The sequence below is a fragment of the Pseudovibrio sp. M1P-2-3 genome, assembly GCF_031501865.1.
In the GTDB taxonomy this organism is placed as follows: domain Bacteria; phylum Pseudomonadota; class Alphaproteobacteria; order Rhizobiales; family Stappiaceae; genus Pseudovibrio; species Pseudovibrio corallicola.
This window is the reverse complement of sequence record NZ_JARRCW010000001.1, coordinates 3,528,661-3,551,884: the sequence shown is the minus strand read 5'-3', so window position 1 is coordinate 3,551,884 and position 23,224 is coordinate 3,528,661. Positions and strand designations below refer to the sequence as shown.

Genomic DNA, 23,224 nt, shown 5'->3' with positions numbered 1-23,224 from the left:
GATGTTGGACATAGAGGCTGGAATGATAAAATGCTTGAAGTGTATCTCTCCCATTGACGGGACTGTGTTGGCCGAGCGCCCAGTGGCCAGCGGGCAAGAGGCGGTGGAGGCAATTACAAAAGCACGGGCTGCACAAAAAAGCTGGGCCGCTCGCCCATTGAACGAGCGCACCGAGCTGGTAATGGCAGGTGTTGCCCGCATTGGCGAGATGAACAGCGAGATTGTACTCGAACTTGCCGAGATGATGGGGCGGCCTGTGCGCTATGGCGGCGAGTTTGGCGGATTTAAAGAGCGGGCCAGTTATATGGCCCAGATTGCACACGAAGCGCTCCGGCCCATTCTCATTGAGGCGAGCAGCCAGTTTGAACGGCGCATTCACCGAGTTCCCCACGGGGTTGTTTTGGTCATTGCACCATGGAACTACCCATATATGACGGCCATCAACACGGTTGCCCCAGCCTTGATTGCGGGCAATACGGTGGTGATTAAACACGCAACGCAAACCTTGCTGGTGGGCGAGCGCATGGTGAAAGCGTTTGCCGAGGCCGGTGTTCCAGAAGGTGTGTTTCAAAACCTTTTTCTCGATCATGAAACCACGGGTGAATTGATCGGCTCCAAAAGCTTTGATTTTGTGAATTTTACAGGATCGGTTGAAGGCGGGCGGGCGATTGAGAGGGCTGCGGCGGGCACTTTTACGCCTCTGGGACTGGAGCTGGGGGGGAAGGACCCCGGGTATGTGCGTGAAGACGCAGATATAGACGCAGCCGTTGCAACCCTTATAGACGGGGCCATGTTCAACTCCGGCCAGTGTTGTTGCGGAATTGAACGTATTTATGTGCACCGCTCCCGCTATGAGGAATTTCTAGGCAAAGCCGTAGAGTTGGTTTCCACCTATAAACTTGGCAACCCTAAGGAGGAGGCGACAACGCTGGGACCAATGGCGCACCCCCGCTTTGCCAAGGTTGTGCGTGAACAGATTATTGAAGCTGTGGAGCAGGGGGCAAAACCGATGATTGATCCGGCATTGTTCCCGCAAGATGACGGCGGGGCCTATCTCATGCCGCAAGTCCTTACCAATGTGACCCATGAGATGCGGGTGATGAAGGAAGAGAGCTTTGGGCCAGTGGTGGGAATTATGCCCGTGGAAGATGATGCAGAAGCGATCCGTCTGATGAATGACAGCGCGTATGGGCTGACAGCTTCCGTATGGACGAGTGACGCTGAAGTTGCGGCCCGGGTTGGTGCCGAGCTGGAGACGGGTACCGTTTTCATGAACCGCGCCGATTATCTGGACCCCGCCTTGTGCTGGACTGGGTGCAAGGAGACGGGCCGCGGCGGAGCGCTCTCTGTCATCGGCTTTCACAATCTCACCCGCCCTCAGTCATTCCATTTCAAAAAGGCATAAAAAGAATGGTTCTTAGTGCAAACTGGAGCTACCCCACCGCAATTCGTTTTGGCGCTGGGCGTATTAAAGAGCTGGCTGAGGCGTGTGGCGCCGCTGGCATCAAGCGCCCGTTGCTGGTGACCGACAAAGGTCTTGCCGCCCTGCCTATTACACAAAATGCGCTTGATATTTTAGAGGCGGCTGGGCTTGGGCGGGCGATCTTTAGCGAGGTGGACCCGAACCCGACGGAAATTAATTTGGAAGCGGGGGTTACAGCCTTCAAGGCGGGCGATCATGACGGGGTGATTGGCTTTGGCGGTGGCTCCGGACTAGACCTTGGCAAGCTGGTGGCGTTTATGGCAGGGCAAACGCGGCCGGTGTGGGACTTTGAGGATGTGGATGATTGGTGGACGCGCGCCAACGCAAATGCCATTTACCCAAATATTGCGGTGCCGACCACTGCGGGAACCGGCTCGGAAGTGGGACGGGCAGGTGTGCTCACCAACTCGAAATCCCATGTGAAGAAGGTCATCTTTCACCCAAAAATCCTGCCAAGTGTGGTGATTTGCGACCCCGAGCTGACAGTGGGCATGCCGCAGATCATCACCGTTGGCACCGGTATGGACGCCTTTGCCCACTGTCTGGAAGCCTTCAGCTCGCCGTTCTATCATCCCATGTCGCAGGGAATCGCCTTGGAAGGCATGCGCCTTGTGAAGGAAAGCCTGCCCAAAGTAGTTTCCGACCCAGAGGACTTGGAAGCGCGCGGCTATATGATGAGCGCCGCAGCCATGGGGGCGACAGCCTTCCAGAAGGGGCTTGGCGCTGTGCATGCGCTCTCGCACCCAATCGGCGCGGTTTACAACACCCATCACGGCATGACGAATGCGGTGGTTATACCTCCAGTCCTGCGGTTCAACCGCCCAGCCATCGAGGACAAGCTGGCACAAGCGGCAAATTATCTTGGCATTTCCGGCGGGTTTAACGGGTTTTATGATTATGTCATGCAGCTGCGTGAGGAGCTGGGGGTGCCCGACCGTCTGCGCGAATTAGGTGTGGGCTCCGACAGGATTGACGCGCTTGCCCAAATGGCTGTTGAAGACCCAACCGCTGGCGGCAACCCCGTGGAGCTGACCGTGGATGCGGCCAAGCGGCTTTTTGAAGAATCTATTTAAACCCCAGCAGTAGGCCGCCTTGGTAGACCAGAAAGGCCATAAACCATGCGTAGAAGAGGGAAAGGAGCACGGAGCCTACCGTAAAGCGCCATGACTTTCCCTCTGTTTGCACTGTGGCAACTGTTGTGAGGCAGGGGGTGTAGAGCAGGCAGAATAGGCAGAAGGCGTAGGCTTGCAAGGGAGTGACTGTGAGGCCGATTTGGGTGGCCACTTGCCCAGCTGACATGGAATAGATGGTGGAGAGGGAGCCGATGACCACCTCTTTGGCGATGAAGCCGAAGATGAGGGCGAGTGTCAGATAGGGGTTGATGCCGATTGGCTCCATGACGGGTTGTAAAAACGTGCCGATTTGCCCACCGATGCTTTGCAGGCCATGCGCGCCGATTGGCAGATTGGTGAGCACCCAAACCGCAAGGCACCCTAAAATGATAAAGCGGGTGGCGCGGCGCAAGAATTGCCGTACTTCCCCCCAACCGCGATAGATAACCTGCTTTGCCGTGGGCAGGCGGTAAGGGGGAATATCCAGCACAAAGGGTTCATGGGATTTAAACTGGGAGGATATGCTCATGATGGCGGCGGTGGAGAATGCGCAGACAAAGCTGATCACATAGAAAGAAAAGATAACAAACGCGCCGCTGGAGTTCGGAAAGCTGGCGGCGATAATGAATACGAACACGGCAAGGCGGGCCGAGCACAGGGAAAACGGGATCACCAGCATGGACAGCAGCCGCAAGGGGCGTGCGCGCATGATGCGGGTGCCCATGAGGGCGGGGACATTGCAGCCAAAGCCCATCATCTGCATGACAAAGGCGCGTCCATCCAGTCCGACACGGCGCATGAGCGCATCCATAAGAAAGGCTGCGCGGGCCAGATAACCGCTGTCTTCAAGCGCTGCCATGCAAAAGAAAAACAGCACCAGAAGCGGCACAAAAGAGGCGACAGTGGAGAGGCCAAGCCAGATGCCGTTGATGAGAAAATCCTGCAGCCAAACAGGCCCAATGGACAGGACTGGCACGAGCCACGCGGTCTGGATCCATTCCGCAGCCGAGCTTACAAGGTCTTGTGCTGGCAGGCCTACTTCCCAAATGAAAATAAAGACAGCCAGCATGCCCGCCATGAATAGGGGCAGGCCAAAAACCGGATGCAGCAGGAACTTGTCTATCTTTTCTGAAATGGTTTCCGGCCATTCCTCGGGATAGGTGACGCTGCCCTCCAAAGTCTGATCAAGATCATCGGAGGTAAGCAGCGAGAATTTCAGGTGCTGGTAGTTCGCAATACTGGCGGGCACGCCGGAGCGTTGGCCAAGGCATGTGGTTACCTGAGACATGGCCTCGCTAAAACCCTGCCCGTATTTAGCGCTGACCAGCGCCACAGGCATGCCAAGCGTTTTTTCAAGAGCTTTTACATCGAACTTAATACCCAGTTTTTCCGCCTCATCGCACATGTTCAACATGACAACGGCAGGAAGACCCAGCTTCTTTACTTGTAAAGGAATGAGGATTTGCCGGTCTATTTGGGTGGCATTGATGACGATGATTGCAAGGTCAATGGCATAGGAGCTCAGAAACTGGCAGACGATTTGCTCGTCATCCGTGGAGCCTTCCAGATTGTAGATGCCGGGCAGGTCCACATATTCAACTGTTTCCTCGCCCAATGTTGCATTGGCTTTGAGCAGGTCTACCGTAATTCCCGGCCAGTTGCCAACAAAGGCGTTTGACTTTGTGATGCGGTTGAACAGCATTGACTTGCCGGTGTTGGGCTGGCCGATGAGGGCAATCCGCGGTGGGGCGCTGTGCTTTGCTGAATTTCCCCCTTGATAGACACCTAGCAAATCTGTGTTGAACCGCATGCGACAACCTACTTTCTAACGACAAGGATTCTTGAGGCTTCCGAACGCCTGATGGCAACTTGTGTGGAAGACCCCACGCGCACAATGAGGGGGCCGCCCAACTTTGCTGCAGTGATGACCTTCAGTTTTTTTCCGTTGATGATGCCAAGGGCATTGAGGCGGGTGTGGAGTTCTTTTCCTGATTGGGAGACGTAGGGTGCAAGATTGAACACACTACAGTTTTGTCCGCTGGGGACTTGATCAAGGGATGTGCGCTGCGTTTTTTCGTCCATAGGCATCTAAACTCGATTGAGGCTACCTGAGCGATAGAAACGACCATAGATTAGTGCTGAAAATAAGGAAGTTTCTTTAAAATAGTGGTGGGTCCGATTATTTTTATAGTTAAAGAAAACTATAGTTTATCTTTCTGGCAAGTGCTTAGTTTACATGGCTTTCAAACTGTTGGATGAGCTTTGTAAAATTTTTCAGCGCCTGCGTAAGTATTCATAGATTCTGCAAATCTGATGAATAAGTGACCGCTTTATAAATATCGGGTTGCAAACGAAACTATAAATGGTTACTAGGCCAACTTTAGCAGTAAAATTTATATGGACTGGAATAGGTCTCGAATATGCATGTAGTGAAGCTACTGGCAAACCGTCAGTGCTGCGCTTTTTCTACGCGCATAGATCTATGTAATCTGTTTTTCTCTTGCGTTTCGCGGGAATACTGCCTGTTGTTTTTGTTTTACATCGGGATATAAGAAATATGGCGCAAAGCAAAGTGAATGACGGGACGTCTTTGGACGAATCTCGACTATTAGAGGCTGCAATTCTGCCGGTTTGGCTTAATCAACGCGCTATCAGCAACTGGGGCTATGTGGGGCTGTGGATTTCAATGGCCGTGATTATCGCAACTTTCCAGCTGGGCGCTGGCGGGGTGAGCGGGCTTCCTTTGTCCACTGTGCTTATCACCATTGTTGCAGCCAACCTTTTGCTGGGCGTTGTCATGTCTTTGACAGCGGATGTGGGAACAGAGCACGGCATATCCTTCGCGGTTTATTTGCGTGCGCCCTTCGGTGTTTTGGGAACCCATATTCCCTCTATCACACGTGGTATTGTAGCCGCGGCATGGTTTGGCATTCAAACCTATCTGGGCGCGCTGGCTCTGAACGGAATTTTTGCTTACCTGACAGGCTTCGATAACTGGATCGTTTGGTATGTGGGCTTCTCCATTTTGCAGGTTGCCAACACTGCTATGGGTATTCGGGCAGTTGAGCGCCTTGCCAAAATAGCGGCACCCGCCATTATCGCAATTTCTGTCTGGATGTATTTCACACTGGACAATCTTGCCACGGAAAGCGGCAAGGATATCTGGACTTTCACCGGAGATGTGGAGATGACCATTGTGGCGCTTTTGGTGGCGAACATGGCGTTCTGGTCTTCTCTGGCCGTGGATATTCCCAATATCACGCGCTTTTTGCAGGTGCAAAGCGGAACCAAGAGCTTCTTCAAGCGTAACAAGAACGTGTTTCTGGCTCAGTTCGTGGCTCTGCCAACTGTTCAGGCGTGGATTGCCTTCATTGGTGCTATCTCCTTCATTGCGACGGGTGACTGGAACCCGATCACTGTTATTCAAGGGGAGGGGACGGGAGTTACTCTGGTTGTCCTGCTGGTAATGGTGGTGCTGGCTCAGTGGTCCACCAACACAAGCGCCAACCTTATTCCGGCAGCCTTGACTTTTGTGAACGCCGGTGCCCCTCACATCACCTACGCAGTTGGCCTTGTGATTGCAGCGATTGTTGGCACTTTGACCATGCCTTGGTGGATTTTGAACCACCTGTTCACGTATCTCAGCCTTTATGGCGGTGCGTTGGCGGCACTGGGTGGCATTATGGTCTGTGATTACTATGTACTGCGCAAGCGTCGTTTGAATGTGCCGGATCTATACCGTGAAGAGGGACAGTTCAAATTTGCGGGCGGTGTGAACCCTGCGGGTTTGATTGCATGGATTGTGGGAAGTGCACTGGCAATTTCCTACATTGATATGTCCTATATCGTCGGCTTTCCGGTCGCGTTTGTGCTCTACTATGTTTTGATGAAACTCTGGATTTTGCCGCAGTATCGTCAGGCGGAAATTGAGGAGCCTTCCGATGAGAAATATCTGGCCACCAGCATTGGGCTGAACTGGGTTTATGTTGAAAAACAAGGGATGGTTCTCAAACCAACCAAGGATATCCCAGCGGACGCCATTGCCCGCGAAGACCTGTAGCCTCCCATACTCTACGCATAAAACCTCCCGAAATTCGGGAGGTTTTTTCGTTAGGTAAGGTCTGCCCCCTTATGTGATCAGGGCGCGTATGGAATAGGAGATCACCGTGATGGTGCCAACGCCAACCAGCCACAGCATGGCGAACCAAAGCAGGCGCTTTACTGTGCTCGGGCGTTGGTCCGGCGTTTGGTGATCCTCCATGTTTTTACTATCAGTGCCGATCAATGGTAATGCTCCCCGGGTTTGACCTTGCCGCGGAAGACCCAATAGGCATAGGCGGTGTAGGCTAGGATAATGGGCAGTAAGAACGCAGCGCCCACAAGCAAGAACTGCAAACTGCGTGGGGGGCCTGCTGCATCCCAAACGGAGTATACGTGGGGAACAACATCAGGGAAAATACTGATGCCCAAACCGATATAGGTCACCAGAAACAGCAGGAGCGTAGAGACAAATGCACGCCCGTGATGACGGGGATCTGTAATACCGCGCCACATGATATAGGCCAGTATCACCACCAGAACAGGAACTGCACTGGTGTAATAAATGTAGGGCGTCTCGAAATAATGCATCATTGCACTGGGGCTTTTGAAGGGCATCCACGCGCTGACCAGAACAATGAAGGCCAGCAAAATGATGGCGCAGGGCTTTGCGATCTCCCTGAAATGCTCTTGGGGGCGGCCCTCCAGTTTCATGATAAGCCATGTGGAGCCCAGAAGGGCGTAGCCAGCGACAAGGGCAAAACCGGTCATGATGGTGAACGGGGTGAGCCAGTCCCACCAGCCGCCAGCATATTGCCTGTCAACAACCGTGATGCCTTGCACCAGTGCGCCAAGAATGACCCCTTGGGCGAAGGCCGCCAGAAGCGAGCCCCAGAAGAAGGACAGATCCCAATAGTGTCTGCGTTTATCCGAGGCCTTGAATCTGTATTCAAAGGCAACACCACGGAACACAAGCCCAAACAACATTACAAATATGGGGGCGTAAAGCGCGGGCATGATGACCGCATAGGCCAGTGGGAAGACGGCAAACAGACCGCCGCCGCCTAAAATGAGCCATGTCTCGTTACCATCCCAAACGGGAGCAACGGAGTTCATCATCAAACTGCGCTCCTCCTCGTTTTTGTTGGTGGGAAACAAGATTCCGACGCCAAGGTCAAACCCATCCAGAATCACGTAGCAGAATATGGCGACAGCAATTAAAAAACCCCAGATGAGAGGGTAATCAAGATGCTCCATCATTGTGGCCTCCATTGCTGTCTTGCAGGGATTGAACGGGAGTGATGCCCGCTGTGCGTGTTACGATGCCCGGGGTTGGGCCTTCCCCCAAGTCTGGAGAAATGCGCATGAGTTTCAAAATGTAGGCGATCCCTGTTCCAAACATAATACAGTAGACGATGATGAAGATGGCCAGCGAGGTGGCAACTGCCGGAGCTTCAACGGGAGATACAGAATCGGCTGTGCGCAGCAAACCATAAACGGTGAAGGGTTGGCGCCCCACTTCTGTTGTTATCCACCCTGCCAGAACTGCGATAAAGCCGGAGGGACCCATGATCACCATGTAGCGCTGGAGCGTTCGCGATTCAAACAAGGTGCCTTTTGTGCGCGCCCACAGGCTCCACAGCCCGGCAATAAGCATAAGAACACCAATACCGACCATGACGCGGAATGACATAAAGATGATGGTAGCGTTTGGCCAGTCTTCGCGGTCAAAGGACTTGAGGCCGGGGACCTTTCCATCCAGCGAGTGCGTGAGAATTATGCTGGATAGGTAGGGGATCTCGATCTTGTAGAGGGTCTCCTGCTTTTCCATATCCGGCCAGCCGAAGAGAATGAGTGGGGCCGGGCTTTGATCCTCAAAGTGGCCTTCCATTGCCGCGATTTTTGCAGGCTGGTGCTCCAGAGTATTCAGCCCGTGCAGATCTCCTACAAACATTTGAATGGGCGTGATGATGAGGATGAGCCACAGCGCCATGGAGAACATGACCTGTGCGCCGCGGTTGGTATAATCTTTCAGCAGATGGAATGCGCCCACTGCCCCCACGACAAAAGCCGTTGTCAGGTATGCGGCCATCAACATATGGAAGAGGCGGAAGTGGAAGGAAGGATTGAAGACAATATATAACCAGTCTTCAGGAATAAACTGGCCTGCTTCATTGATGGAATAGCCCACGGGTGTCTGCATCCAGCTGTTAGCGGATAGAATCCAGAAGGCGGAGAGAGCCGTTCCACATGCCACAAGGACGGTTGCCATAAAGTGTAGGTGCTTGCCCACCTTGTTCATTCCAAACAACATGATGCCTAAGAAACCGGCTTCCAGAAAGAAAGCGGTGAGCACCTCGTAGCCGATGAGCGGGCCGAGGATCGGCCCTGTTTTATCAGCATAATTGGACCAGTTGGTTCCAAACTGGTACGTCAGCACAAGACCGGAGACGACACCCATCCCGAAATTGACAGCGAAGATCTTGAGCCAATACCGGAAGACGCGCAGGTATACATCGCGGCCAGTAATTAACCAGAGCGCTTCCAGTACGGCCAGATAGCTTGCAAGCCCAATGGTCAGTGCTGGGAAAAGAATGTGGAAGGAGACAGTAAATGCAAACTGAAACCTGGCTAGATCTACGGCTAATGTGTCCATAAACACACCTTTCCTGAGATTGCTCGGGTCTTTAGTCTTAGCTTAAACAGCGCGGACTTAAGACTCTTAATCCAGTTCCCCAAGATTTGGGATTTGGCGTGCTTGAAACCGGTTTAATTGGTTATAGGATAACTATAATCTTTAAAATGATGTTTGGAAGGCGGCCTTGGTTCTGACCGCCTGCCTGTTTAACTAAGAAAATACCTTGGTTTTTGAGGAGCAGTTGGCTTTTGCTGAGCTTCCTGCCTGTGAACCCACCAGCACATAAACAGGGTTGCTGGAGGCAGAACAGCCCGAGCACCCTCCGCATTGTAACGGCTCGATCTTTTTATGGGTCAGCAGCTGTTCCAATAAAAAGCGCGCCTGTGAGGGGGGGATGTTAAAGGCGGCAGCAACATCCACTGCGGTTCCTTGTTCACGCTCTTTGAAATAATTTATCAGCTCCAGCAGCATCATGCAGTCCTTACTTCAGTTTGAGCAAGAGATGGGGTGGGACGGGACGCCATATGGCGCATGATCAGTATAATACTTGCCAAAAGCCCGAGGGCAGCTGCGATCCAGAGCACCGATGTTTGCGGATGCCGGGTGAAGGTGCCTAGCTGATAGGCCATGACAGAGCATGAATAGGCCAGTACTGTTGTCCAGAATGCAGCAAATAGTGCCCAGTTTCTACCAACCTCGCGCCAGATTGCAGCCAGTGCTGCCGAACATGGAAGATAGAGGAGAACTGCAATCATGTAGGCGAAAGCGCCGACTTTTCCGTCGAAATGTTTTTGCAGTGAGGTAAAGAGTGAGACTTCAACATCCTGCTCCTCGGCGGCGGTTTCCAAGCTGGAAATGTCTCCCACATCTATGCCAAGCGGATCAAGAGCTGCTGCTGCCAGCCCCATCAATTCACCTTGGAAAGCCTCAAGTGCGCCGGAAATTGTTTCCAAAGGAGCTGGAACTTCGTCTTCGTGTGCCGGTTCGCTGTAAAGCTCTTGCAAGGTGCCGACCAAGGCCTCTTTTGCGAAGATTCCGGTAATTAGTCCAACCGTTGCAGGCCAGTTGTCCTGCTCAATTCCCATAGGAGAAAGCACAGGGGTTACTTTTTGAGAGACAACGGCAAGAACGGAACGTCCGTTGCTCTCGTTGCCCACATTTCCTTCCAAGTCTATAGAATTTAAAATGGCCAGAACACCAACCACTATAATGATGATTTTCCCCGCTCCGATAATAAACAGCTTAAGGCGTGACCACGTGACCTTGAGCCACTGCTTTAATGGAGGGAACTGGTAAGTGGGAAGTTCTATGGCCAGAGGGGAAGCTGCACCGGCATAATAGGACCGGCTGATAACCAGACCAGTGCCAATGGCAGCTAAAACTCCCAGAAAATACAGGAGGAACACCACGTTCTGACCGTTTTCCGGAAAAAAGGCTGCTGCAAAAAGAGCGTAGACGGGCAATCGGGCGCCGCACGACATGAACGGTGTCATCATGGAGGCGACCACGCGCTCGCGCTGGGTTTCCAAAGCTCGGGTGCTGACAATTGCCGGAACTGAGCAGCCGAAACCCAAAATCATGGGTAAAAAGGCCCGACCGGACAGGCCAAGGCGGCGCATAAGCCGGTCTGTGACAACCGCCACACGGGCCATATAGCCACTTTGTTCCAGAAAGGTTTGGCACAAAAACAAAAGGCCAACCACGGGAATAAATGTAACCAGAGTTTGAAGGCCGCCGCCAAATGCAGAGGTGAGCATCAACAAGAGTTCATGGTTAAACGGCGTACCCATCAAAAGGAGGGTCGGCGTCTCCACAAACAGGGCAGCCCCCAACCCGTCGAACAGCTCAATCAGGCCGCTGGATACATTGATGGCAATGAAGAACATGAGATACATGACACCTAGAAAAACAGGAACGCCCAAGTATCTGGATAAGATAATTCTGTCGATTTTGTCGGAGGGGCCGCGCAGGGCTTGCGGGTCGGGTAATTGGGCACTTTCGACAAGATCTAGAGCGCGGGTGCTTTGCGCATCCACCAACATCAGGGAGAGGGGAAGGCCACTTAGTTCTTCATAGTCCTGCGCCACTTGTTTGGCATAGGAACGGGTTGCTCCATCCATCATCTGCCCGCTCAGATCGTCTTCTTCCAAAAGACGGTGTGCCAATGCTTGCGAGCGGGCAGTGCTCCACTTGCCTTGCTGGGCTATCATGCAAGTCAGTTTGTCAACGGAACTTTGTAGGTCATCCTCCAGAGCGAGGCTGGAAACAGCGCAAAGCTCTCTTGAAATGAGAGTGTTCTTCAGCTCCGCAACGCCATTCTCTGTCTTGGTTGACAGGGCGATAACCGGTATTTTGAGGGCCTGCGACAAGGCTTTTGCTGCTGATTGCGCAACGCCCTTTGGCCATAAATCAGCCTTGGTCATGGCTGCAACAACGGGCATTCCATAGTCCAGCGCCTGCAGGACCAGCGTGAGCGAGCGCTCCAGCAATGTGGGGTCGAGAACAATCAGCAGGATGTCATTCTTACTGCTTAACAGGGCTTGCCGCGTGATACGCTCATCCAGTCTTTCGCTTTCCGGGGAGGAAAGGGACATGACGCCGGGCAGGTCCACCATGTTGAACGAAGAGGATTCGTGGTGGAACGTTCCTTCCTTGCGATCAACTGTGACACCGGGCCAGTTTCCAACTTTCTGGTTTTGACCTGTGAGAGCGTTAAAAAGAGAACTTTTTCCGGCATTGGCATTGCCGAGTAAGAGAATCTGCTGTTTGGAAGAGGGGAGGGACGTTGTGGGGGAGTGACAGGACATTCAGGCGATCTCTTTAACAAGTATTGTTTTCGCCAGATTGACATCCACCGCGACCCGTGCGTTTCCGTTGGCCAGAAAACAGGTGGTTGGGCTGGTACGTTCCAGAATACGGATAGGGTAACGGGTACTGAGACCAAGGGAACGCAGCCGTAAAGATTGCTCTTTTGTATGCCCCAGATTGACAATCCTGAGAGGGTGCTGTGCCTTTGCGTCGCTTAAGGGGTATTTTGTACAGTATTTTGTATCCGCCATATTGCAGCCTTGTGGCTGCGTTGCCGGTAATTCTTGTTTTTTCGTACGCATGATGTGACCGGGATTGTCTGTGGAAGTTATTTGCAAATAATTCGCAATAGCGCGGAGCGGACATTGATTAGAGTCAAGAAAGCGCATGCAAAATTACAAATTGGAAGGAAAATCGGGTTTTGGCGTTTTTGTCGCAGGGTGCTTTAATTAGTGAGAACCGGCTGCCGAGTAGTTGCCCTTAGGGAGTAATGCGGGGTTTCGTGTAAAGGAGTTCATTCTCATATGGAATAATCCTCTGACACCTTGGGTGTTTCTCGCCGCGCAGTTCACGGATACAGTTTGAACAGCAACAGAGATTAACCGGGATGAAAAAAAACATGGCTGTGCAGAAGAAGAACGGCGGGCACCTCATTGTTGAAGCACTTGAAAAGCAAGGGGCTGAACGGGTTTTTTGTGTGCCGGGAGAAAGCTACCTAGCTGTTCTTGACGGGCTATATGATGCTTCCATCCCCGTGACTTTGTGCCGTCAGGAAGGCGGAGCTGCCATGATGGCGGAGGCCCATGGTAAACTGACCGGAAGGCCGGGTATTTGCATGGTAACCCGAGGGCCGGGTGCCACCAACGCTAGTGCTGGTGTTCATGTGGCCCAGCAAGATTCAACGCCCATGATTATGTTTATTGGCCAGATTGAAACTGGAATGCGGGAAAGGGACGCATTTCAGGAGGTTAATTACCGGCAAATGTTTGGTTCCATGGCGAAGTGGGTTGCAGAAATAGACAGCGCAAAGCGGGTTCCGGAGTTCATCGCAAGAGCGTACCGTGTTGCCATGTCTGGCCGACCCGGACCTGTGGTTCTTGCGCTGCCCGAGGATATGCTGGTGGAGGAAGTTGACCTGTCGCCTGCCGCCTATGTGGAACAGGTGGAAGCGTATCCCTCCAAAGAAAATATGGGTGAGTTGGACCAGTTGCTCGATTCCGCTAAAAATCCCATTGCAATTCTAGGGGGATCTGGCTGGACCGAGGAGGCGACAGAAATCTTTAAAGCCTATGCGAGTGTGAAGGGGCTGCCTGTTGCCTGTTCTTTCCGCCGACAAATGCTCTTTGATCATTTGCACCCTAATTATGCAGGGGATGTGGGGATCGGCATTAATCCAAAGCTGAAGAAGCGGGTTGAGGACGCGGACCTTGTGTTGTTGCTGGGCGACATTCTTTCTGAAATGCCAAGCCAGTCCTATACTTTGTTGGATATTCCGATGCCTTTGCAAAAGCTGGTTCATGTTCACCCCGCGCCGGAAGAGCTGGGCAAAGTCTATGCCCCCACTCTCGCCATCAATGCCAGCCCCGCAGCTTTTTGCTCCATGCTTGAAACCTCAAGTAGCCAGCCTTTAAATGAGCGGCAGGAGCTGGTGAGGGGCGCGCATCAGGATTATCTGGAGTGGTCCGGCGCCCGTCCGCAGGTGCCCGGTAATTTGCAAATGGCGCAGGTTATGGAGTGGCTTGAGACTAATCTGGAAGAGGATGCCATTCTTACCAACGGGGCAGGCAATTATGCCACTTGGGTGCACCGTTTCCACCGGTTCCGTAAATTCGGGTCACAGCTGGCCCCTCTCTCTGGCTCCATGGGGTATGGCCTGCCTGCCTCCATCGCCGCCAAACTGAAGTATCCGGAACGGACAGTGGTGTGTTTTGCAGGCGATGGGTGCTTGCAAATGACTGTTCAGGAGCTGGGAACCGCAGCTCAGGAACAGGCCAACATCATTGTGGTTGTGGTTGATAACGGCATGTACGGCACCATTCGGATGCATCAGGAGCGGGAGTTTCCCGGGCGGGTTGTGGCAACAACCCTGCAAAACCCGGACTTTGTCCAGCTTGCACGAGCCTACGGGTTCCATACGCACTCGGTTGCAACCGCTGAAGAGTTTGGCCCTGCATTTGAGCAGGCTCAGGCAAGTGGAAAGCCTGCCCTGCTGCACCTGCTGCTTGACCCCGAGGCTATTACTCCCATCAAGTCTTTGGAAAGCATACGAGAGGACGCTTTGGCAAAGGCTGGTCATGGATAGTTTTTAGAGCACGCTCGAAATAAAAAGGGCAGGGATTCCTGCCCTTCCTCAATATATGAGGGTTAGCTCAAAATGGGCATACCTTCCACATCCAGCTCTGCTTTCAGGATCAACTCATCGTCCAGACAGCGGCTGAACTCAAAGCCCAGTCGTCTGCATAGCTCTAACATGCTGGTATTTTCCCGCAAAATTTCACCTGTTATTTTCTTGATACCCACTTCTCGGCAATAATGAATTATGAGGTTCATGAGCAAGCTGCCAAGACCAATTCCCTTTAAGGAGGACTGGATCATGATTGCGTACTCTCCAATGGAATGGTCTGAGGTTGTATGAATGCGCACAACACCAAGGATTTCGTTGGTCTTTGGATCCTGTGCCACGAAAGCCATGGCGCGCGCGTAGTCCAGTTGAACAAGACGGGCTAGAAAAGCGTGGCTGAAATCTTTAATAGGTGCAAAGAAGCGTAGTCTGACATCTTCCTTGGTGACCTTGGTGAAGAAAATACTCAGCAGCCGTTCATCTTCGGGCCGAATGGGGCGCAGGAAAATCTCGCGGCCATCTTTCAGGTGCGCATAATGCTCCCATTCTGTGGGGTAGGGGGCGATGGCCAAACGAGGCTTTTTCTCGTATTTGGTTGCGAGAGGGGAGCGGTTAAGACGCAGGCGCCCGTCCAGTACCTGTATGCCGTTTGAATCGGCAATCACCGGATTGAGGTCGAGCTCTCGCACCTGCGGAAAATCAAGTGCTATCTGCGAGAGTTTAACAAGCAGGCGGGCAATTTCCTCTTCATTTGCAGGTGGGTGGTTTCTGTAGCCATTGAGCAGTGGAGCGATATGGGTTCGCTTGATCAAGCTACTTGCAAGATTCAAGTCCAGCGGGACCAGATCCATAGCTCTATCGGCTTTAACCTCTACCGCCGTACCGCCGCTGCCAAAGACAACCACAGGCCCAAACACCGGATTATCTGCCAGCCCCGCATAGATCTCCAGTCCATATTCGGAGAGGACCATTGGTTGGACCTCGAACCCGTTGATACGGGCGGTCGGGTATGTGGTGGTTACGTGATCATATATGCGATGGGCAGCAGCCTCTACTTCGTCAGGCGTAGACAAGTAGAGCTCGACACCGTTCACATCCGACTTGAAGATAATATCATCACTATCAATTTTTACGGTGCAAAAGCGGGAGGTTTCGAAGAATTTTTCGGATGCCTCTTTCGCAGCCTGAACTGTTGGGACCATTGCCAGATCCACCATTGGAATGGAGTAGGCCGCGAGTAGTTTTTTGATCTGGGAGGTGGTGAGCCAGCGGGCCCGCTTGCGTTTGGCCTCTTCAAAAATGGCGCGTGCCGCCGCTTTGTCCGGGCTGTAATCTGAAGGGAAATCCTTGGGTACCGCCATCAGCTGGCTTTGTGCTTCCCGATACCGTACCAAGTGCATAAAGCTTCGAATTGCTTCAGAAGCGCTGGTATAACAGGGGACTTTGGCTTCTTCCAAACGGGCCTGATCTTCAACGGAGTGACCTGCCAAGGTGGCTATCAAGGCTTTTTTACGCCCTTCCTGCTTGCGGTGCTGTTTGCCATGCTTGGCAATGATTTGGGTTATTCCCTTAAAGTCATTGAAGGCGGTGGGGGCTGCAATTATCAAAACCGCATCACTGTGTTCATCTTTCAAAAGTGCGGCGATGCCTGCATCAAAATCCTCTGGTCCCGCGCCTTCACGAAGTACCAAGGGGTTACCTACCTTTGCATCCGAGCGGGTGAGGTGTTTGAGGGAGGAAAGGGTCTCTTTGGTAAGGGTGGAAAGCTCCCCCTCCAGTTTGACCAGTCGGTCGGCTGCGAGAGTTGCCAGGCTACGGCCATTAGCAATAATCGCCAAACGTTTGCCTTTGGGAGGTGGAATTCGTGTGACGGTTTCCACCGCATGGAACATCTCGTCCAGATCATCCACACGCAGAACACCTGCTCTTTGCAGGGCCGCATCATAAACCAGATCATTGGATGCCAGATGGCCACCATGTGTATCGCCATAGGTATTGGCATCACGGCTGGCACCGGAGCGAATCACAATAACCGGTTTGGCCCGAGCCGCAGCACGGGCTGCTGAGAGAAACTTTCTTGGATTGGTGAGGGTTTCAACATGGACTAGAATGGCGCGTGTGCGAAAATCTTGGGCATACCAATCCAGCAGGTCGGACACATCCACATCCGCACGCCGCCCGAGGGAGGCAACACCGGAAAAACCAATGTCGTGGGATTTTGCCCACGCCATAGTTGCGTTGAAAATGGTGCCACTGCGAGAAATCAGGGCCAAATCGCCGGGCTTTGCATCCTGCTCGGTCAAAAGAGCCGAAAGGCCCAGATGAGGGGAGGCGACCCCTAGCGAGCCCGGCCCCAGAATTCTGAGGTTATGGGGGCGAGCCGCCTTGAGCATCCTTTTTATGGTGGTTTCCTGCCACTTGTCGTAGCCACTGGCTGGGATGAGAAAGGCGCGGGTGCCGAGCTGCCCTGCTTTTCTGACAAGGTGAATGGAGCGTTGCGGAGTGCCTAGATAAATAAACAGGTCCGGTTGTTGCGGGAGTAGGGATGGCTTCGCAACAGCTTCGAAACCATCGGGCACATCCCGCCCGATGCCGACAGCATACTTTTTTCCAGTAAAAGCACTTTTGGCTATTTTATTAAGTATATGGCGAAGGAGCACAGAACTGTGAACATTAGGTCCCACAACTGCGAGAGACTTTGGTGCCAGTAGTCCTTCAATATTACGAATAGTCATATGTAAATGTTCCGACCGAATTCGTTCAATGAGAAAGTCTCAGGTAAAACTCTGCATACTTTCCTATAAATCAGCGTACTGGTTTCTACCAATACGCCAATTTATTGTAAACTTCACGTGGACATTTCTAGAGGTAATGAAAAGTCAGTGGGTCATGAGAACGGGAACCGTCATTCTGCTAAGCAGCTCACGGGTCGCCCCACCCAATAGCATTTCGCGCATGCGGCTGTGGCCATAGGCCCCCATTACCAGTAGATCTGTTTTGTTGTCAGAGACATAATTCAAAATTGTATCTGAGATAGATAGCTGGGGTTTCTTAATAATTTCAACTTTCACCTCAAGATCATGGCGAGCGAGGTAAGTGGCGACAGCGGAGCCCGGGCCCATGGTGTCATGCTTGTCTTCGTCAATAATCAAAACAGTCACCTCGTCGACCATTTTGAGAACTGGTAGCGCTGCGTGGACGGCCCGAGCCGCGGTTGCACTTCCGTTCCATGCAACAACAGCGCGTTTTGGTTTGAATACCCCTTTGAAAATGTAGGGTACTACCAAAAGAGGGACACCGGAATCGAATAGGAGTGCCTCGATAAGCACTTCCCGCATGGGTTCCGGCTGATCAGAGTTTTCCTGCGTGATTGTCACAAGGTCAGTCAGGCGGCACTGGCTAATCAAGCCTTCCATGGAGCCCCCAGCCAATAAAGGCTCAATACGGGTTTCGCCGTTCACGCCAGCCAGCTCCTGAAGCTGAGTGTATTTAACCAGAGAATCCTTCGCTGACTGAGTGGCCTGCTCGCGGGCAAGGCGCATATAGTCTGTCGGAACAGGAGCTGCGATGAAACCAGGAAGAAGTGGTTCAAATGCTAAGCCAATGCCTGTTGTGTGGGCTTCCTTTTGACGGGCGATTTCAATGGCAACCTGAGCGGCTGGTTGCTCGCCTTGGTAGTCGGTAATAACGAGGATGTCTTTGATAGCCATATTGCGAAACTCCAGACTATGAGGGCCAGTGGTCAGAGCCAAATGGGACTGATGCCTTAGAAAATCCTAGGACACTATAGCATATGCGCATTGATACACATCAAGGAACTAAAAAAGTATAAGTTTTTGAATTAATTGAGTTTATTAATCGTTGCTTTGAAGGTGTAGTGTTCTGCTCAAAGAGCTTACGGGGAAGGTAATTATCTTTGCAACTGATTCTATACATGTCCCTGTTTCGCAGCCTCCAAGAGGGGGAGGCAAGGTTGCTGCCTATGTTTTTATTTATTTATTTGATATGAGTATTATTATGTATCTGCATTTTGCAGGTACTAAAATGTAAAACAACTTTTCTGGCCTTTCCGGCAAATCCTTTGGGGGGAAATCTATGGAAGTGAAAAAGGTAGGGGCTGCAGTGCTTGCTGTGGGAGCGGCAACTCTGTTTACAGGCGAAACTTTTGCTGCAGATGTGACTTGGAATGTTTCCCTCTGGGGCAAACGGCGGGCTTTCACCGAGCATGTGGAGAAACTGGCAGAAGTAGTTTCTGACCGTACGGATGGCAAATTCGAAATCAAGCTGCATTATGGCGGCGCTCTTTCCAAATCCCGCGAGAACTTGGATGGTATCTCTTTCGGTGCCTTTGAAATGGCCCAGTTCTGTGCGTCCTATCATGCGGATAAGAACCCGACCTTGACGGTTGCTGAACTTCCTTTCCTTGGTGTTCCTGATTTGGAGACGCAAGTGAAGGTGGACAGAGCGCTTTATGCCCATCCTGCTGTCGTGGCTGATCTCGCCCGTTGGAATGCAAGGCTGCTTATGTCCTCGCCTATGCCGCAGTATAACATTCTAGGTAAAGGGGATAAGCCGACTGCTGTGAGTGATTTTGACGGCATGCGGGTGCGTGCTCTTGGTGGTATTGGTAGTGCGATGAAGACTATTGGGGCCATTCCAACATCTGTCACAGCGGCGGAGGCATATCAGGCACTGGATTCAGGAACTGTGCAGGGCATCGCATTTGCTCCGCATGCCCACCTTTCCTTTAAAACCATAGAGGCTGGCAGTTGGTGGACCGACAACCTGAACCCGGGAACTGTGAACTGTCCAGTGGTTGTGAATACCGATGCCTACGACATGTTGCCAGCCGATTTCAAAATCGCTCTGGAAGAAAGCGTAGAGCCTGCCATCCAGCATTATCTAGAGACCTACGCCAAGGTCTATGACAAATTCTATCCTTCTTTAGAGGAAAACAGCGTTGAAACTGTTTCCTTCTCTGATGAAGAACTGGCAGCGTTCCGCGCTGTTGCTGGAGAACCAATCTGGAATGCGTGGGTTGAGGAAATGAGTGCCAAAGGTCTTCCTGCCCAAGAGCTGTTGGTACTGGTACAAAAGACCATTTCTGAATAATTACGGTCCGTGGAAGGGGCGCTTGCAAAAAGTGGCCCCCTTTTCTTTCAAATTCTACAATAGGCAGGGACTATGGCTTCATCCCATGCGCCGATTTCACTATCGGGTGATCGGACCTACTTGCGTTTCAACGGCCCCTTATCGAAAATAGAAGATGCATTCAATCTTGTTGCTGCAACCAGCATTCTCCTTTTAATGCTTCTGGCTGTTATGCAGGTTCTGGGTCGTAATCTATTCAATCAGTCCATTCCCGGATTTATTGATATTACCGAGCAGGCTATGGCTGTTTTCGCCTTTATGGGCGTTGCTTATTGCCAGCGCGTCGGCGGCCATATCCGTATGGAATTGTTCCTTGGCGCGTTAAAAGGGCGCGGCCTGTGGATCGCCGAGTTTGTGAGTGTTTTGATCATTCTAGCAGTGGTCACCATTCTGGCTTATGGCGCTTATATTCACTTTGAACGGGCTTGGTTACTGGGGGACAGTACAATCGATATACGCATCCCCACATGGCCATCAAAGCTTGTGGTTCCTGTTGCTCTTTCGGTTTTATGGCTACGGTTGCTGCTTCAGCTCTATGGGTACTTTTATCTCATTCTAAATCCGAAAAGCTCCACTATGGGTCTTCCTCATACGCAAAACGCTGCGGAGCATGCTCAGGCGGAAATTGATGAGACTTTCCTTGATGAACCACACAAAAGGGAGGCAGACGCATGACGGCTTTTGATGTTGGCCTGATTATGACAGGTGTGCTGCTTCTGCTCGTTATCTTGGGTGTTCGGGTGGCCTTTGCTGCCGCGTTTGTAGGATTGGTTGGCATGATTGCCATTTTCTCAATGCGCATGGGCTTTGAGCGTGGATTTATGGTGGCTTTGAAAATGGCGGGCACTATTCCCCATTCCAAGTCTGTCACCTACGCTCTTTCGGTCCTTCCAACCTTCATTCTGATAGGTTTTCTTGCCTACTACGCAGGGCTAACCAAACACCTGTTTGAAGCCTCAAAGCGCTGGCTTGGCTGGTTGCCCGGGGGTATGGCAGTGGGAACTGTGTTTGCAACTGCTGGCTTTGCGGCAGTCTCGGGCGCGTCTACGGCGACGTCAGCCGTTTTTGCCCGCGTTGCCATTCCAGAAATGCTGGAGGCAGGGTATTCCAAACGCTTGGCGGCAGCTGTTGTTGCAGCGGGGGGCACACTTGCCTCGCTCATTCCGCCCAGTGCCATTTTGGTGATCTATGCCATTTTGGTGGAAGAGTCTGTTGGCAAGCTTCTCATGGCCGGTTTTCTTCCCGGAGCTGTTTCCGTGCTTATCTATGCTGCGATTATCTACGTGATGGCACGTTGGAAAGGCGGGGCTCCGGCTATCACAGGTTACACGTGGGGGCAAAGGTTCTCGTCTGTTCCCGGAACCCTGCCCATTATTGGTGTAATTGCGATTATTTTTTTCAGCCTCTACTACGGTTTTGCAACACCAACAGAGGCCGGATCTTTGGGCGCTTTTGTTGTGTTGCTCACCGCCTTCTATAAGGGCATGAGGACCAAGCAGTTGTTTCAAGCCTTGCATGAGACTGCCAAGTTGACCGTCATGATCTTTACCTTGATCTGGGGTGTCTTGGTGTATGTGCGGTTTCTGGGATTTGCAGGCCTGCCTGAAGCCTTTAAAGGCTTTGTCGTATCGCTAGATTATGCGCCCTTGATGATCGTCATTTGTATCCTGCTGGGCTATGCGGTTCTGGGTATGTTTATGGATGCCATTGGCATGCTGGTGCTCACCCTACCCGTAGTGTTTCCAGCAATTATCGCCTTGAACGGAGGGCCGGATGTGAGTGCGGTGGACAGTGCACTGGGCATGTCTGGAGCGGCGTGTGCCATCTGGTTCGGGATCATTGTGGTGAAAATGGCGGAGCTGTGCCTCATCACGCCGCCTATCGGGCTCAACTGCTTTGTGGTTTCGGGCGTGCGCCCGGATATTCTCGTGCAGGAAGTATTCCGCGGTTGTATGCCATTCTTTGTGGCTGATGTGGTGACTGTGGCGGTGCTTGTGGCGTTTCCTGCCATCGTAACTATTCTGCCTTCGCTCATGTGAGGCGTTCCAGCAGAAGGAAAAAAGCCCGGCTCATTCGACCGGGCTTTTTTACAAGTCGGCTAAAATAGATTGCCCTGCGTATCGTCGCTCACCTTGCTCTTTTTCTTCTTTGTTTTTTGCAGGCTCTTCGCCTTTTCCTGTGCCATATGTTCTTCCAGTGAAGTGGCAAGGGATGGCGAGAGGGGGACAGGTGTTGGTTTGGGGGACAGTGCAGATTTAGGCGTTGGTCCGCCTTCTCCTGCCACTGCTGCCACTGTGCCGCCGCGCATCTGCAATGACAGGTGGTCACCCTCAGTGATTGTCTGGGCCTGCGCAATGGGGTTTCCATTTGCATCGCGAACGATGGCATAGCCGCGATCAATCACTCTCTCATAACTTAAGGATTCCAGCATTTGTGTAAGGTTGTCCAGCTTCATCCGCTGACGCTGGACATGATTGGTAAAAGCTTGGCTTGCCCGTGTTTTCAGGTTTTCAAGGCGCTCGCTCCCGTGCGCGGTTTGTCCGGACAACAAAGCAGGGCGCAAGCCAGAAGACGCATTGGTCAGGCGTGTACGCAGGGACTGGGTGTTGATGCTCAAGCCCTGTTCAAGGCGCGCGGCGACCATGTCAAAGCGCTGGCGGGGCAAAGCTAGTAAATCGCGCGGGGCGGGAAGAGCTGCACTGGCTGCACGCAGCTCGGTGCGCCGGGTTTGGACCAAACGGGTGAGACTGGTTGAAAGTCGCCTGTTCAAGTCGTCTACCATGGTCATGAGTTCGGCTTTGACCGGAACAGCGAACTCAGCGGCGCCCGTTGGCGTTGGTGCGCGCAGGTCTGCAGCTAGATCCACCAAAGTCCAGTCTGTTTCGTGACCTACGGCAGAAATTAGCGGGATTTCAGAATCTGCCGCTGCTCGAACAACTTCTTCGTCGTTAAAGCCCCAAAGGTCTTCAAGGCTGCCGCCGCCTCGCGCCACGATAATCACATCCGGCCTTGGAATAGTTCCACCAACTTCCAGTGCATTAAACCCGCGTATACCGGTCGCCACTTCTTTGCCGCAGGTTTCTCCTTGTACCCGTACAGGCCAAACCTGAACATGAAGGGGAAATCGGTCGGCGATGCGGTGCAAAATATCTCGGATGACTGAACCCGTGGGGGAGGTGACCACTCCGATAACACGGGGCATCTTGGGAAGAGGTTTCTTGCGTGTCTCGTCAAAGAGCCCTTCGGCGGCCAGCTTCTTCTTGCGTTCTTCCAAGAGGGCCATAAGAGCACCAGCGCCGGCTGGCTCTAGCGCGTCGATGACCATCTGGTATTTGGACTGACCGGGGAAGGTGGTGACTTTGCCCGTGGCAATGACCTCAAGGCCTTGTTCAGGTTGAATTGGCAAGCGGCTGGCATTGCCGCGCCATATCACGCCGGAGATCACGGAACGCTCGTCCTTCAGGTCCAGATAAATATGACCGGAGGCTGGACGGCTCACACGGCCCAGCTCGCCGCGCACGCGCACATAGTCGAAGGCGTCTTCCACGGTGCGTTTGATGGCCGTGGAAATTTCCGAGACGGAAAACTCGGTGATATTGCTCGGTTCGCCCACTTCTGTGTACTTTCAAATGGATTGCAAGAAATTGCCTTTA

18 protein-coding genes are annotated in these 23,224 nt (G+C 52.5%); 7 read left to right on the top strand and 11 right to left on the bottom strand.

Annotated elements, in window-relative coordinates; genetic code table 11:
- Position 1 precedes the first annotated feature (1 nt).
- Both P6574_RS15555 and P6574_RS15550 read left to right on the top strand, forming a co-directional pair.
- Positions 2–1,405: an aldehyde dehydrogenase family protein gene (locus tag P6574_RS15555; protein ID WP_405048108.1), complete on the top strand. Its 1,404-nt coding sequence runs from the start codon at positions 2–4 to the stop codon at positions 1,403–1,405.
- Between the two features lie 5 nt (positions 1,406–1,410).
- Positions 1,411–2,556, top strand: a complete 1,146-nt coding sequence (locus P6574_RS15550; RefSeq protein WP_310621180.1) for an iron-containing alcohol dehydrogenase — start codon at positions 1,411–1,413, stop codon at positions 2,554–2,556.
- On the opposite strand, the gene feoB (P6574_RS15545) is transcribed toward P6574_RS15550, so the two are convergent.
- Positions 2,549–4,405 carry a ferrous iron transport protein B gene (gene feoB / locus P6574_RS15545; protein ID WP_310621179.1) on the bottom strand — a complete coding sequence of 619 codons (1,857 nt, stop codon included), beginning with the start codon at positions 4,403–4,405 and terminating at the stop codon, positions 2,549–2,551. The genes P6574_RS15550 and feoB (P6574_RS15545) overlap by 8 nt on opposite strands.
- An 8-nt stretch (positions 4,406–4,413) precedes the next feature.
- Entirely contained in the window at positions 4,414–4,677 is a 264-nt protein-coding gene (locus P6574_RS15540) for a FeoA family protein (RefSeq protein WP_310621178.1), read from the bottom strand.
- A gap of 475 nt (positions 4,678–5,152) precedes the next feature.
- Here P6574_RS15540 and P6574_RS15535 point away from each other — a divergent pair, with 475 nt between their 5' ends.
- A complete protein-coding gene (locus P6574_RS15535; RefSeq protein ID WP_310621177.1) occupies positions 5,153–6,655 on the top strand; it encodes an NCS1 family transporter in 1,503 nt (500 codons plus the stop codon).
- Positions 6,656–6,724: 69 nt separating this feature from the next.
- Here P6574_RS15535 and P6574_RS15530 read toward each other — a convergent pair whose 3' ends face one another.
- From P6574_RS15530 to P6574_RS15505, 6 genes are all read right to left on the bottom strand, one after another.
- Positions 6,725–6,856, bottom strand: coding sequence for a DUF2474 domain-containing protein (locus P6574_RS15530; RefSeq protein WP_310621176.1), 132 nt, complete (start codon positions 6,854–6,856; stop codon positions 6,725–6,727).
- Positions 6,857–6,876: 20 nt separating this feature from the next.
- A complete protein-coding gene (cydB, locus tag P6574_RS15525; RefSeq protein WP_310621175.1) occupies positions 6,877–7,893 on the bottom strand; it encodes a cytochrome d ubiquinol oxidase subunit II in 1,017 nt (338 codons plus the stop codon).
- Positions 7,877–9,289 (bottom strand): cytochrome ubiquinol oxidase subunit I, encoded by a 1,413-nt coding sequence (locus P6574_RS15520; protein ID WP_310621174.1) that lies wholly within the window; start codon positions 9,287–9,289, stop codon positions 7,877–7,879. Before P6574_RS15520 ends, cydB begins: the two co-directional genes overlap by 17 nt.
- Before the next feature lie 192 nt (positions 9,290–9,481).
- On the bottom strand, positions 9,482–9,742 hold the full coding sequence (locus P6574_RS15515) for a FeoC-like transcriptional regulator (RefSeq protein WP_310621173.1): 261 nt from the start codon (positions 9,740–9,742) through the stop codon (positions 9,482–9,484).
- Entirely contained in the window at positions 9,742–12,078 is a 2,337-nt protein-coding gene (gene feoB, locus P6574_RS15510; RefSeq protein ID WP_310621172.1) for a ferrous iron transport protein B, read from the bottom strand. Before feoB (P6574_RS15510) ends, P6574_RS15515 begins: the two co-directional genes overlap by 1 nt.
- Entirely contained in the window at positions 12,079–12,381 is a 303-nt protein-coding gene (locus P6574_RS15505) for a ferrous iron transport protein A (protein WP_310621171.1), read from the bottom strand.
- A gap of 317 nt (positions 12,382–12,698) precedes the next feature.
- Here P6574_RS15505 and P6574_RS15500 point away from each other — a divergent pair, with 317 nt between their 5' ends.
- The gene (locus P6574_RS15500; protein WP_310621170.1) at positions 12,699–14,381 is read left to right on the top strand and encodes a thiamine pyrophosphate-binding protein; all 1,683 of its coding nucleotides are present in this window, start codon (positions 12,699–12,701) and stop codon (positions 14,379–14,381) included.
- Positions 14,382–14,443: 62 nt separating this feature from the next.
- Here the strand turns inward: P6574_RS15500 and P6574_RS15495 are convergent, their stop codons facing one another.
- Entirely contained in the window at positions 14,444–17,155 is a 2,712-nt protein-coding gene (locus P6574_RS15495) for a bifunctional acetate--CoA ligase family protein/GNAT family N-acetyltransferase (protein WP_310621169.1), read from the bottom strand.
- 144 nt (positions 17,156–17,299) lie between these two features.
- Complete coding sequence (locus P6574_RS15490; RefSeq protein ID WP_310621168.1) at positions 17,300–18,130, bottom strand: universal stress protein; 831 nt, start codon at positions 18,128–18,130, stop codon at positions 17,300–17,302.
- A gap of 385 nt (positions 18,131–18,515) precedes the next feature.
- On the opposite strand from P6574_RS15490, the gene P6574_RS15485 reads away from it, so the two are divergent.
- The 3 genes from P6574_RS15485 (at position 18,516) to P6574_RS15475 (ending at position 21,610) form a co-directional block, all read left to right on the top strand.
- Complete coding sequence (locus P6574_RS15485) at positions 18,516–19,532, top strand: C4-dicarboxylate TRAP transporter substrate-binding protein (RefSeq protein WP_310621167.1); 1,017 nt, start codon at positions 18,516–18,518, stop codon at positions 19,530–19,532.
- A 72-nt stretch (positions 19,533–19,604) separates the two neighbouring features.
- Complete coding sequence (locus P6574_RS15480) at positions 19,605–20,246, top strand: TRAP transporter small permease (protein ID WP_310621166.1); 642 nt, start codon at positions 19,605–19,607, stop codon at positions 20,244–20,246.
- Positions 20,243–21,610, top strand: a complete 1,368-nt coding sequence (locus tag P6574_RS15475) for a TRAP transporter large permease (RefSeq protein ID WP_310621165.1) — start codon at positions 20,243–20,245, stop codon at positions 21,608–21,610. The genes P6574_RS15480 and P6574_RS15475 overlap by 4 nt, the downstream gene beginning before the upstream one ends.
- Positions 21,611–21,669: 59 nt before the next feature.
- Here P6574_RS15475 and xseA read toward each other — a convergent pair whose 3' ends face one another.
- Positions 21,670–23,184, bottom strand: a complete 1,515-nt coding sequence (gene xseA, locus P6574_RS15470; protein WP_310621164.1) for an exodeoxyribonuclease VII large subunit — start codon at positions 23,182–23,184, stop codon at positions 21,670–21,672.
- Positions 23,185–23,224: the final 40 nt, after the last annotated feature.

Excerpts from the sequence above, each read along its gene's own strand:
- P6574_RS15555 (WP_405048108.1), top strand. The coding sequence starts at position 2 with ATGTTGGACATAGAGGCTGGAATGATAAAATGCTTGAAGTGTATCTCT.
- P6574_RS15550 (WP_310621180.1), top strand. The coding sequence starts at position 1,411 with ATGGTTCTTAGTGCAAACTGGAGCTACCCCACCGCAATTCGTTTTGGC.
- feoB (WP_310621179.1), bottom strand. The coding sequence starts at position 4,405 with ATGCGGTTCAACACAGATTTGCTAGGTGTCTATCAAGGGGGAAATTCA.
- P6574_RS15540 (WP_310621178.1), bottom strand. The coding sequence starts at position 4,677 with ATGGACGAAAAAACGCAGCGCACATCCCTTGATCAAGTCCCCAGCGGA.
- P6574_RS15535 (WP_310621177.1), top strand. The coding sequence starts at position 5,153 with ATGGCGCAAAGCAAAGTGAATGACGGGACGTCTTTGGACGAATCTCGA.
- P6574_RS15530 (WP_310621176.1), bottom strand. The coding sequence starts at position 6,856 with ATGGAGGATCACCAAACGCCGGACCAACGCCCGAGCACAGTAAAGCGC.
- cydB (WP_310621175.1), bottom strand. The coding sequence starts at position 7,893 with ATGATGGAGCATCTTGATTACCCTCTCATCTGGGGTTTTTTAATTGCT.
- P6574_RS15520 (WP_310621174.1), bottom strand. The coding sequence starts at position 9,289 with ATGGACACATTAGCCGTAGATCTAGCCAGGTTTCAGTTTGCATTTACT.
- P6574_RS15515 (WP_310621173.1), bottom strand. The coding sequence starts at position 9,742 with ATGCTGCTGGAGCTGATAAATTATTTCAAAGAGCGTGAACAAGGAACC.
- feoB (WP_310621172.1), bottom strand. The coding sequence starts at position 12,078 with ATGTCCTGTCACTCCCCCACAACGTCCCTCCCCTCTTCCAAACAGCAG.
- P6574_RS15505 (WP_310621171.1), bottom strand. The coding sequence starts at position 12,381 with ATGCGTACGAAAAAACAAGAATTACCGGCAACGCAGCCACAAGGCTGC.
- P6574_RS15500 (WP_310621170.1), top strand. The coding sequence starts at position 12,699 with ATGGCTGTGCAGAAGAAGAACGGCGGGCACCTCATTGTTGAAGCACTT.
- P6574_RS15495 (WP_310621169.1), bottom strand. The coding sequence starts at position 17,155 with ATGACTATTCGTAATATTGAAGGACTACTGGCACCAAAGTCTCTCGCA.
- P6574_RS15490 (WP_310621168.1), bottom strand. The coding sequence starts at position 18,130 with ATGGCTATCAAAGACATCCTCGTTATTACCGACTACCAAGGCGAGCAA.
- P6574_RS15485 (WP_310621167.1), top strand. The coding sequence starts at position 18,516 with ATGGAAGTGAAAAAGGTAGGGGCTGCAGTGCTTGCTGTGGGAGCGGCA.
- P6574_RS15480 (WP_310621166.1), top strand. The coding sequence starts at position 19,605 with ATGGCTTCATCCCATGCGCCGATTTCACTATCGGGTGATCGGACCTAC.
- P6574_RS15475 (WP_310621165.1), top strand. The coding sequence starts at position 20,243 with ATGACGGCTTTTGATGTTGGCCTGATTATGACAGGTGTGCTGCTTCTG.